The sequence below is a fragment of the Mycobacterium sp. genome (assembly GCF_049585075.1).
Classification (GTDB): domain Bacteria; phylum Actinomycetota; class Actinomycetes; order Mycobacteriales; family Mycobacteriaceae; genus Mycobacterium.
Genome location: NZ_JBAUZA010000162.1, coordinates 18,835 through 30,318, shown reverse-complemented (window position 1 = coordinate 30,318; position 11,484 = coordinate 18,835). Strand labels below are relative to the sequence as shown.

Here is an 11,484-nt window from a genome sequence, read left to right as displayed (position 1 = left end):
GATCAACCAGATCGCCCAACGCCGCCGCGGCGGCGTCCGGCCCGCCCGCGGCCAGCGCAGAACGGACATGACCCTTACGGCAACCGGTCAGGATGTGCCAGTGCCCACCCGCCGCGTCGGTGAGCGCATCGAAGTCGAACCGCAGCTTGCCCTTCTCGCCGCCGGCCAGATGCGCCGTGGCCAGCTGCCGCGACAACCGCCGGTAGCCTTCCGGGCCGCGAGCTAACACCAGCAGATGCGGGCCCGCCGGATCGGGGTCGTCGGTTCGGGCGCCGGACGCCAGAGAAAGTTCGGCGCCGAACACGGTACGCATGTCCAATTCCGCGGCCGCTTCCGCGAACCGCACCGCCCCATACAGGCCGTTATGGTCGGTCAGCGCGATAGCGCGCAAATCCAGCCGCACCGCCTCCTCAACCAGCTCCTCCGGTGTGCAGGCGCCGTCGAGAAAGCTGAACGCCGAATGCGTGTGCAACTCGGCATACGCGACCGACGAGCGAACCGTCCGGTTATCGTCCGGCGGCTCATACGCCACGCGCTTGCGGGACCACGGAACGTCATCCGGTGGTCCCCACACAGATGGCGTGCCGGACCGGCGCGGCTTCCCGTCGAGCACCCGCTCCATTTCCGCCCAGCTCGGCGGGCCGTTGCTCCAACCCACAGCGCCAGTGTATCGAATATATGTTCGATTGTTGCAACGCCCGCAGCGAATAGAGCAAGTTCGAACCATGACCTCGCTTCTCTGGGATCAGCACACCTGCCTGCCGCTGCGGCGCGATGCCGATATCTCGGAGCTGACCCGCTACCGCGCCCCCGGCGGAACATTTGTGTCGGTTAACGTCGGCTACGCGCCCCACCGGCTTGCCGACGTGCTGGACCTCGTCGAAGGCTTCCAGCAGGCAGTCGAAAATCACCCCGCTTTGGTGTTAGCGGAAACCGGCGACTTCTCGCCCGGCGAGATCGCGGTGGCTTTCGACCTTGAGGATTGCGCCCCGCTGGAGGGCGATCTCGCGAACGTCGCCCGACTCGCTCAACTTGGTATCCGGACAATGTTGCCGACCTACAACCACGCAAACATTGCCGGCTGCGGTTGCCTCGACGCCCACGACACCGGCCTCACGGCATGGGGGCGGAAGCTGATCTTGGAAATGAACACGGCCGGAATGGTCCCTGATGGATCGCACTGCAGTCCCCGCACCGGCCTCGACATCTGCGAGATCACGAATCGCCCAGCCGTCTATAGCCACTGCTGTATGCGCAGCATCTGGGACCATCCGCGCAACATCACCGACGAGCAGGCCCGAGCCTGCGCCGCCACCGGCGGCGTCATAGGAGTGACGGGTGTAGGAATCTTCCTGGGCCCCAACACTCCGACGCTCGAGGCGATGACGCGCCACATCGAATACGCCGTCGAACTTGTCGGAATCGGCCACGTCGGAATCAGTACCGACTTCTCGTTCGACAGCGGCGACTTCATCGACGAGCTCGCAGCCAACCCCGTCCTGTTCGACGAAAGCTATACCCGTTGGGGGCCGATCCAGTGGATGCCGCCAGAGACATTCATCGGCATCGGCCATCACCTCAGTGCGCGCGGCTGGGACGACGCTGACGTTGCCGCGGTGATGGGCGCAAACTTTCGACGCGTCGCCCAACAAACCTGGTTGACGAAGCACGGTGAAGCTTCGTGAATGGCGTTGCCACACAATCGACAGCAGTTGTTAACACGATTTAATCTCGGGGCCACCTGGCCCGCGGATACTCAAGACAAATCCTAGAAGTGAACGGCGGTAACAAGTCGTGGAGCAACTTAATGCGCTCGATGCGGGTTTCCTCATGGCCGAGGATTCGGACCGAAACGTCAGCCTGGCGATCGGCGGAGTCGCGATCATCGACGGTCCCGCACCTAATCACGACATGTTCAAAGACGTTTTGGCAGAGCGTGTCCGGGCAATACCGCGCTGCACGCAAATGTTGCGTACTCAGCCGTTCGATGTCGGTGCTCCGCGGTGGGTCGACGATCCGAACTTCGACCTCAGCAGGCACGTGCGCCGCATAGCGGTTCCGCGGCCCGGCGATGACGGCGAACTGTTTCGGGTTGTCGCTGATGTCTTGGAGCGCCGCCTGGATCGGGATCGCCCGCTGTGGGAATGCTGGGTCATCGAGGGCCTCAAGGGCAATCGCTGGGCGATCTTGATGAAAATCCACCACTGCATGGCCGATGGAATCTCGGCAACTCGCATACTCGCCCGACTGTGCGATGACGTCGACCGAGACGCATTCACCCGACCCGTCGCCGCCAAACGGAGCGCCGCCGCGCACTCACATCTCAAGCCGGTGCCAGATCCCAAGCCGCCCAGCAACCCGTTGAACAATCTCTGGCGCGCAGCCACCGGCCTGACCGATGCGGCGGCGCGGACGGTGAGCGGGGCCGCCGAACTTGCCATCGGCCTGCTCCGGCCACACGCCGACTCGTCGCTGGTGGGGCCGGTCACCGCGATGCGGCGTTATCGCGCGGTGCGTGTGCCACTCCCTGACATCGAACAGGTATGCCGCAAGTTCGACGTGACCGTCAACGACGTCGCGCTCACCGCGATTACCGAGGGCTTCCGCTCGGTGCTGCTGAGCCGCGGCGAGGAACCCCGACCGGACTCGTTGCGCACGCTGGTGCCGGTGTCGATGCGTTCGCCCGACGCGCTCGACAAGCCGGGTAACCGCCTTTCGGTCATGCTGCCCTATCTCCCCGTCGAACAGAGCGACCCGATCCAGCAATTGCGGATCGTCCACAGCCGGATGACCCGGGCCAAGCACGGCGGGCAGCGACAAGCAGGCAGCGTGGCCGTGTCGGCGACCAACTATGTCCCGTTCATGTTGTCCTCCTGGGTGATTCGATTGCTCACCCGGCTACCGCAACGAGGCATCGTGACGCTGGCAACAAATGTCCCGGGTCCGCGACGCCAGCTGCAGATGATGGGCAGCAAGGTAGCCCGCCTGCTCCCGATTCCCCCCATCGCATTGCGGTTGCGCACCGGTGTCGCGGTGCTGAGCTACGCCGACGATTTGGTGTTCGGTATTACCGCCGATTACAACGCTGGAGCCGACGTCGACGAACTGGCGAATGGCATTGAAACCGCCATTACCCGTTTGGAAATGCTGAGCCAAGACTCAGTCTTGCTGTTCGCCAACAAATCGGTCTGACTACCCTGGCTAGCGGCACAACAGCCGCACGCCCGGAAGGTAGGACAGCCGAATTGTCGGTCACCATCGACCCGCGCCGCCATGACGCGGTGCTCTTCGACCTCGATGACCTGGCCACCGACCATCCGCTCGTCACGCGACTGCACGAGGCCGGTGTTGCCACCGAGGCTGCGAACCGTCCCGGCCGGTGTGCCCTCGTCACGGCGACCGGCGACGGTGTCGCCGCCGCCCGCACCGCTGGATTCGCCTTGGTGATCGCGATCGACGCGACCGGACGCGCCGACGAGCTGCGCAACCGCGGGGCCGACGCGGTGATCACAGACTTGGGCGAGATCAACGTGCGAACCGGTGACCGCCGGATGTCCGAGTTGCCCGACGCGCTCGAAGCGCTTGACGCGATGACCGGCCGGCGCCCGGCGGTGTTCTTCGATTTCGACGGAACGCTCTCCGACATCGTCGAGAACCCTGACGCTGCTCTGCTGGTCGATGGTGCGGCCGACGCGCTGACGTCGCTGACCGCACAATGTCCGGTCGCAATACTAAGTGGCCGCGACCTTGCCGACGTGCGTGAGCGGATCGGCCTTCCCGGCATCTGGTATGCGGGCAGTCACGGTTTCGAGCTGACCGGGCCCGACGGCGCACACCACGAAAACGCTGAAGCGGCGGCAAGTATCCCGGCGCTCGAGGAGGCCGCGGCGGGGCTGGCTGACCAACTCGGCGGCATCTCTGGTGTCGTGGTGGAGCACAAGCGCTTTGGCGTTGCCGTGCACTACCGCAATGCCGCGCGTGACCGGGTCGGTGAGGTTGCCGCAGCGGTACGCAACGCCGGCCAGCGCACCGGGCTTCACGTCACCACGGGTCGCGAAGTCATCGAACTACGTCCAAATGTCGACTGGGACAAGGGCAAGACGCTGCGCTGGGTGCTCGACCACATCCGCGATGACGAGGCGCCGGGTCCGTTCTTACCGATTTACCTCGGCGACGACATCACCGACGAGGATGCGTTCGATGCGATCGCCGATGACGGTATCCCAATCGTGGTGCGGCACAGCGACGACGGTGATCGCGCCACCGCAGCCAGCTACGCGCTCGATAATCCGGATCGGGCCCGTGAATTCACCGAGCGGCTCGCGCGTCAGCTCGCTCGCTGACTCCGATTGCGTGCAGCGCCTCAGCGGTTTCCGCATCGGAGGGGTAGAACGATTCGATCGCCACCTCGGCGACCGTGACGTCCAGCGGCGCGCCGACGACGGCGGTCATGCTGAAAAAAGCCAACTCTCGGGCGCCGTGCCGAAGCCGCAGCGGCACCGCGACGTCGGTGAGCCCGGGGCGCTCGGCCACGCCACCCGGGTAGGACGCGAGCTCGGCATGCAGCTCGGCCAGCCGCGCGTCGCGCGTGGCTTGCACTTGGCGGTGCAGCCGCTCGAGGATATGCGCGCGCCACTCAGGCAGGTTGGCGATCCGAGGGGCCATGCCGTCCGGATGCAGCGACACCCGCAATACGTTCAGCGGCGGCGTGAGCAGTGCCGGGTCGCATCCTTCGATGAGCATCGCCACGGCCGCGTTGCCGTCGAGCATTTCCCACCATCGGTTGACGACCAGTGCCGGGTACGGCTCATGTCCGGTGAGGATCTGACGCAGTGCTGATCGCAGCCGCGTCAATTCCGGCTCGTCGAGTGAGTGCTCGGGATAGGCCGGCGCGTAGCCGCCGGCCAATAGCAGCGCATTGCGCTCACGCAGCGGCACGTCGAGTTGCTCACTGAGCCGCAGGATCATCCCCGGGGTCGGGCGCGACCGGCCGGTCTCCACAAAGCTCAGATGTCGAGTCGAGATGTCCGCCTGAATCGACAAGTCGAGCTGGCTGATTCGGCGCCGCTCGCGCCATTCACGCAGCAGCTGGCCGACGGGGGGTGTTGCCGGGGCGGGCCGGGCCAGGGTCGTCACCGCGACGATGTTAGTTACCTCGGGTCACGGTCGCGATTACCTGAGGGGTAATCGGCGGCGCGCGCTACAGGAAGCGGGCGGCATCCACACAAGAACTTAGGACTTGTCCTTGTCTTCGTTCTTGTTCTTGTCTTCGTCGTCCTTGTCTTCGTCGTCGTCCTTGCTTTCGTGCTTGCCCTTGCCTTCGTCTTTGTCTTCGTCCTTGTCGGAGTCCTTACGTTCGTCCTTGCCGTCGCCGTTGCCTTTGCCGGTCGCTAGCTCGAGGGTGGCCCAATGACTCGGGGAGAGGAAGACCGACCACTTTCCGGCCTCTTTCCCCAACTTGAGGACGCCGTCTTCGACTTCCCACTTGGTGTCGTCGTCGTAGTCGCTCTCATGCCCGTCGCTGAAAGTGAGTTTGAATGCCATGGCCGCAGAGTGCCGCGCTGGCGGCCTCGCTAAACCAGCAAACGCAAATTGCCGGTCAGTGCTGGGTGTATTCCACGGCGCCGTCCTCGAGCACCAGCCGCGCCTCGACGCCTTCGGCGCCGGACGCTTCCGTGCGGAACACTGCCTTGCCGGGTCCGGTGCGCCAGATCAAGGTGGTCAGCGTCTCGCCGGGAAAGACCGGTTTGGTGAACCGGGCATCGATCGAGGTGACGGCACTCGCGTCGCCGTTGCCGAGTTCAGCGACCAGCGCCCGGCAGGAGAACCCGTAGGTGCACAGCCCGTGCATGATCGGCTTGGGGAAGCCGGCCAACTCTTTGGCGAACCACGGGTCGCTGTGCAGCGGATTGCGGTCACCGGAGAGTCGATAGATCAGCGGCTGATCCTCCCGGGTGGGCAAGGCAACCCGGGCGTCGGGCTCGCGGTCGGGGATCTCCGGCGCGACGGGCCGCTGGCCCGGCTCTCCCCCGAAGCCGCCCTCGCCGCGGATCACCAGCGTAGTGAGGGTTTCGGCGATCAGCGTCCCGGTGTCAGGATCGGTGCCGCGGCCGCGCAACATGAGGATCGCGTTCTTGCCCTCGCCCTTGTCCTGGATGTCAGCCACCTTGGTGACCACCGACAGCTTGCCGGCCGCCGGCAGCGGCGCGTGCAGCCGGATGCCCTGCGAACCGTGCAACAGCATCGCCCAGTTGAACGATCCGACTTTGCCGGCCGCGCCGAACGCCGGACAACAGATCACCGCATAAGTCGGCAGCACCTGCTGATCGATGCCGTGGCTGTTTTCCGTGGTGAACGACAAATCCTCGGTTCCGGCACCGACACCCAACGCGTAGAGCAAGGTGTCGCGGTCGGTCCATTCGAACAGCATCGGCTCGGTTGTTGCGCCAACGGCCTTCGGGTCGATCGCCATGCGGTTTCCTTTCGATCAGATTCGATCCGGCCAGCCATGGCGAACCTATGCAAACCCACCACACCGAAGCCGTCGACAAGGCAGGCTATCGCCATGCGCAATCGCACCGTGATCAGCAAGGCTGCTGCAGCACTAGTCGCGCTCCTGGTGACGATAACCATCGCCGCCTGCTCGGGAGGCCCGCACGTCCGCAGCATCACGCTGACCTTCATCCGGCATGCCGAGTCCCACAGCAACGCCGAGCACGTCATCAACACCGACATCCCCGGCCCAAGCCTGACCGAGGACGGCCAGGCGCAAGCCGAACAGCTCGCACATCAGCTGTCCCGCAACAACTTCGACGCCGTCTACGCCTCCGACATGGTCCGCACCCAAGAGACCGCTGAGCCGTTGGCACACGCGCTTGGCAAGCGGGTCGAAATTCTGCCCGGCCTGCGGGAAATCAACGCCGGCTGGTACAACAACGCGCCGAACAAGCGGGCTGACCTGACGTATCTGCTGGCGCCGGCGGACTGGCTCAACGGCGACCGCAGCGACGCCGTCCCCGGCTCGATCAGCGGCAATGAATTCAACAACCAGTTCAGTGCCGCCGTGCAGAAGATCTACGACAGCGGCAACAGCAAGCCGGTGGCGTTCTCGCACGCCGAGGCGATCATGTACTGGACCTTGATGAACGTGAAAAACCCCAAGGACAGCTTGGCGACCAGCCATAAGCTGCCGAACCTGGGCCGCGTGGTCATTACCGGCAACCCGTCGACGGGTTGGACGCTGGTCGACTGGGACGGCATTCGCGACTTCAGCTACTAGCCAGTCAGCTCTGGCTGTGCTGAGTGTGGGGAGCGGTAACCCGGGCAGTACGGTACTGGACAGTACTGCCCTTGTGGTTCTATCGTGAGCGCTGTGACTCAAGTTGCCCACCGGGCCGCAGAGCCGTCACCGTGGTCGCCGCGGGAGACGGAGTTGCTCGCGGTGACGTTGCAACTCCTGCAAGAGCACGGGTATGACCGGTTGACGGTGGACGCTGTGGCGGCGAAGGCGCGCGCCAGCAAGGCCACCGTGTACAGGCGCTGGCCGTCGAAGGCCGAATTGGTACTGGCCGCGTTCATGGAGGGCATTCGCCAGGTCGCCGTCCCGCCCGACACCGGCGCACTGCGCGACGACTTGCTGCGCCTGGGTGAAGTGATCTGCGAGCAGGGCCGGCAGCACGCCGGCACCATTCGAGCGGTGCTCGTCGAAGTGGCGCGCAACCCAGCGCTCAACGAGGTGATGCAGCAACAGTTCGTCGAGGAGCGGAAGGCCTTGATGCTTCACATCCTTAAGCAGGCCGCCGACCGCGGTGAGATCGACCAAGCCGCCATCAGCGACGAACTTTGGGATCTGCTGCCGCACTATCTGATCTTCCGGTCGATCTTTCCCGGGCGGCCGCCGACACGGCAGACCGTGCAAGCTCTCGTGGACGACGTCATGATCCCCAGCCTCACCCGGCCTACCGAGTAAGCGACTGACTGCGAATGTGTACGCTCGCGTCTCTTGTGCTGTCCGGTCCGGTACCGTACTGTCTTAGCTGTCGATCCGCCCTTCAAGCACCGGCAACGTGGCCAAGCAATCGTGCGACCGGATATCGAAAGGTCAACGGGTGAAAGCGATTTCACTAAGCAGCTTGGTCAAGCGATGGTGGATGGCGTTGGTTGCCATTGTCATCGTCGCCGCCGCCGGCTTCGGCGTGTACCGACTGCACGGCATCTTCGGCTCTCATCACAACGCCTCAACCGCCGAGGGCATCTCGAATGAGATCGTCCCGTTCAACCCGAAGAATGTGGTCCTCGAAGTCTTCGGCGCACCCGGAGCCGTGGCGACCATCAACTATCTGGACGTCAACGCGCAGCCACAACAAGTCCTAGACACTCCCCTGCCGTGGTCGTTCACGATCACGAGCACAGAGCCGGCAATCGTCGGCAACGTTGTGGCACAAGGTAATGGCAACACCATCGGCTGCCGAATCAAGGTCAACGGCGTCGTCAAGGACGAAAGGACCGTCAACGCAGTGAACGCCTATACCTTCTGCCTGGACAAATCCGGATGAGCAACCGTCACTTTCGGCGCCCCGCCGTGCCGCACACCGTCCGCCGACTTGCGGTGCCCATTCTCCTGCTGTGGGTGGTGCTGACCGCGCTCACGAATTCCACTGTCCCGCAACTGGAGGAGGTCGGGCGAGTACATAACGTTGCGCAGAGCTCGCCCGACGCGCCGTCACTTCAGGCGACGAAACACATCGGGAAAGTGTTCCACGAGTTCGACACCGACAGCACGGCGATGGTCGTCTTAGAAGGCGACAAGCCGTTGGGCGCCGATGCCCATCGGTACTACGACACGATGATCGGCAAGATCGAACAGGACAAGAAGCACGTCGAACACGTCCAAGACTTCTGGGGCGACACCCTGACGGCGGCCGGATCCCAAAGCGCCGACGGCAAGGCCGCATACGTTCAGGTGGATCTTGCCGGCGATTCAGGCTCGGCGCTGGCCAACGAATCCGTCGACGCCGTCCGCAAAATTGTCGATAACGTCCAGGCTCCGAAAGGCGTCAAGGCCTACGTCACCGGCGCGGCGCCGCTCATCGCGGATCAGTTCGAAGTGGGCAGTCAAGGCACCGCCAAGGTCACCTTGATAACCGTCTTCGTGATCATGCTGATGCTGCTGTTCGTCTACCGCTCGGTTCGCACGACGCTCCTCGTGCTGCTCACTGTCCTGATCGAGATGGCCGCGGCCCGCGGAATCGTCGCGTTTATGGCCTACAACGGGATCATTGAACTCTCGACGTACTCGACTAATCTGCTCACGCTATTGGTCATCGCCGCCGGAACCGACTACGCGATATTTTTCGTCGGCCGATATCAAGAAGCGCGCGGTGTCGGGGAAGACCGGGAAACGGCCTACTACACGATGTATCGCGGCACCGCACACATTGTGCTGGGGTCGGGTCTGACCGTCGCCGGTGCGGTATTTTGCCTCGCCTTCACCCGGCTGCCCTACTTTCAAAGCCTGGGTATCCCTGCCGGGCTAGGCATTCTCGTTGCGCTGGCGGCCTCACTGACCCTCGCACCAGCCATGATAACCATAGGCAGCCACTTCGGGCTGCTAGATCCCAAGCGCGCGTTGAGAACCCAGGGCTGGCGGCGGATCGGCACAGCCATTGTCCGCTGGCCGGGTCCGGTATTCGTAGTGGCGGCCGCGATCGCACTTATCGGCCTGCTCGCCTTGCCCGGATACAAGACAAGCTATGACGTTCGCCCTTACATGCCCGACCGTGCACCGTCCAAAGTCGGCTACGCGGCTGCCGAGCGGCACTTCTCCCGGGCCCGCTTAGAGCCCGAATTGCTGATGATCGAGGCGGATCACGATCTGCGCAATCCCGCGGACATGCTGATCTTGGAACGAGTGGCCAAGGCCGTGTTCCATGTCCACGGCATCGCTCAGGTGCAGAGCATCACCCGGCCGCTCGGGACGCCGATCGACCACAGCTCCATCCCGTTTCAGATCAGCGCACAAAGCGCCAGCCAGATCGAAAACCTCAAGTACCAGAAAGATCGGGCGGCCGATCTGCAGAAGCAGGCCGGCGAATTGGCTAAAACCATTGGCATTTTGAAGCAACAGTATGCGCTTCAACAGCAGCTGGCCGCCGACACCCACGCCGAGACCGAAGCCTTTCACGACACGATCGCCACGATCAACCAACTGCGAGACCAGATCGCCAATTTCGACGATTTCTTCCGGCCGATCCGCAGCTACTTCTACTGGGAGAAGCACTGCTACGACATCCCGGCTTGCTTCGCACTGAGATCCGTTTGGGACACCATTGATGGGATCGACCAGCTCAGCGAGAAATTTGAAAACCTCACTGCCACTTTGGATAAGCTGGATGCGCTGCAGCCGCAACTGGTGTCGTTGATTCCGCCTCAGATCGCCAGCCAAGAGACCAACCGCGACCTGACGCTGTCGAGCTACGCCACCCAGTCCGGCATCAACGCGCAATCATCGGCTGCACTGGAAAACTCGACCGCTCTTGGACGGGCCTTTGACGCCTCCAAGAACGACGATTCCTTCTACTTGCCTCCGGAGGTTTTTGACAACCCCGATTTCAAGCGCGGCCTGAAACTATTCATGTCGCCGGACGGCAAGGCTGCTCGGATGATCATCACCCATGAAGGCGATCCCGCGACGCCGCAGGGTATTTCACACATCGACCCGATCACCACGGCCGCGCATGAAGCGGTCAAGGGCACGCCGTTGGCCAACGCCGGTTTCTATCTCGGCGGTACGGCCGCCACCTACAAGGACATTCAGGACATGTCCAAGTACGACGTGATGATCGCCGGACTAGCCGCGCTGAGCCTGATCTTGCTGATCATGATGCTCATCACCCGCGGCCTGGTTGCCGCACTCGTCATTGTGGGCACGGTAGCGCTTTCGTTGGGCGCCTCATTCGGGCTGTCCGTCTTGGTGTGGCAGTACATACTCGGTATCCAGCTGTACTGGGTGGTGCTGGCTTTGGCCGTGATCTTGCTATTGGCCGTGGGCTCCGACTACAACTTGCTGTTGATCTCCCGGTTCAAGGAGGAAATCGGCGCCGGGCTGAAGACCGGCATCATCCGTGCGATGGCCGGCTCCGGCTCGGTGGTGACGTCGGCGGGCTTGGTGTTCGCCATCACCATGTGCGCGTTCGCGTTCGCCGATCTGCGGGTCCTCGGTCAGATCGGGACGACGATCGGTCTCGGTCTGCTGTTCGACACCCTGATCGTGCGTTCGTTCTTGACGCCGTCCGTCGCTACCCTGCTCGGCCGCTGGTTCTGGTGGCCGCAGCGGGTCCGTCCCCGCCCAGCCAGTGAAATGCTGCAGCCATACGGTTCACGCACCGCGGTTCGTCAACTGCTGCTGTGGGATGACCCGGATGACGCGGCCGAAGTAACTGCCCCGATACCCGCACGCTCATCCTCGTAGCGGGGCGCTGTTGA

Annotated in this window: 11 protein-coding genes; 7 read left to right on the top strand and 4 right to left on the bottom strand. The window is 63.6% G+C overall.

Annotation, left to right across the window (positions count from 1 at the left end):
* Positions 1-658, bottom strand: a 658-nt coding sequence (locus WB785_RS07620) for a PHP domain-containing protein (protein ID WP_424078230.1), incomplete at its 3' end; no start/stop codon positions are given.
* A gap of 67 nt (positions 659-725) precedes the next feature.
* Between WB785_RS07620 and WB785_RS07615 the strand changes: the two genes are divergently transcribed.
* From WB785_RS07615 to otsB, 3 genes are all read left to right on the top strand, one after another.
* Positions 726-1,685: a dipeptidase gene (locus WB785_RS07615; protein WP_424078229.1), complete on the top strand. Its 960-nt coding sequence runs from the start codon at positions 726-728 to the stop codon at positions 1,683-1,685.
* A 109-nt stretch (positions 1,686-1,794) separates the two neighbouring features.
* Positions 1,795-3,192 carry a WS/DGAT/MGAT family O-acyltransferase gene (locus WB785_RS07610; RefSeq protein WP_424078228.1) on the top strand — a complete coding sequence of 466 codons (1,398 nt, stop codon included), beginning with the start codon at positions 1,795-1,797 and terminating at the stop codon, positions 3,190-3,192.
* A 53-nt stretch (positions 3,193-3,245) separates the two neighbouring features.
* Complete coding sequence (otsB, locus tag WB785_RS07605; protein ID WP_424078227.1) at positions 3,246-4,343, top strand: trehalose-phosphatase; 1,098 nt, start codon at positions 3,246-3,248, stop codon at positions 4,341-4,343.
* Here the strand turns inward: otsB and WB785_RS07600 are convergent.
* The 3 genes from WB785_RS07600 to WB785_RS07590 all read right to left on the bottom strand — a co-directional run bounded on the left by WB785_RS07600 (position 4,309) and on the right by WB785_RS07590 (position 6,472).
* Positions 4,309-5,136: a helix-turn-helix domain-containing protein gene (locus WB785_RS07600; protein ID WP_424078226.1), complete on the bottom strand. Its 828-nt coding sequence runs from the start codon at positions 5,134-5,136 to the stop codon at positions 4,309-4,311. The genes otsB and WB785_RS07600 overlap by 35 nt on opposite strands.
* Positions 5,137-5,232: 96 nt before the next feature.
* Positions 5,233-5,544, bottom strand: a complete 312-nt coding sequence (locus WB785_RS07595; protein WP_424078225.1) for a hypothetical protein — start codon at positions 5,542-5,544, stop codon at positions 5,233-5,235.
* A 55-nt stretch (positions 5,545-5,599) separates the two neighbouring features.
* The gene (locus tag WB785_RS07590) at positions 5,600-6,472 is read right to left on the bottom strand and encodes a MaoC/PaaZ C-terminal domain-containing protein (RefSeq protein WP_424078224.1); all 873 of its coding nucleotides are present in this window, start codon (positions 6,470-6,472) and stop codon (positions 5,600-5,602) included.
* A 93-nt stretch (positions 6,473-6,565) separates the two neighbouring features.
* Between WB785_RS07590 and WB785_RS07585 the strand changes: the two genes are divergently transcribed.
* From WB785_RS07585 to WB785_RS07570, 4 genes are all read left to right on the top strand, one after another.
* Positions 6,566-7,279 (top strand): histidine phosphatase family protein, encoded by a 714-nt coding sequence (locus WB785_RS07585; RefSeq protein WP_424078223.1) that lies wholly within the window; start codon positions 6,566-6,568, stop codon positions 7,277-7,279.
* Between the two features lie 81 nt (positions 7,280-7,360).
* Positions 7,361-7,969 carry a TetR/AcrR family transcriptional regulator gene (locus WB785_RS07580; RefSeq protein WP_424078232.1) on the top strand — a complete coding sequence of 203 codons (609 nt, stop codon included), beginning with the start codon at positions 7,361-7,363 and terminating at the stop codon, positions 7,967-7,969.
* A gap of 139 nt (positions 7,970-8,108) precedes the next feature.
* Entirely contained in the window at positions 8,109-8,555 is a 447-nt protein-coding gene (locus tag WB785_RS07575) for an MmpS family transport accessory protein (RefSeq protein ID WP_424078222.1), read from the top strand.
* On the top strand, positions 8,552-11,470 hold the full coding sequence (locus WB785_RS07570; RefSeq protein WP_424078221.1) for an RND family transporter: 2,919 nt from the start codon (positions 8,552-8,554) through the stop codon (positions 11,468-11,470). Before WB785_RS07575 ends, WB785_RS07570 begins: the two co-directional genes overlap by 4 nt.
* Positions 11,471-11,484 lie beyond the last annotated feature (14 nt).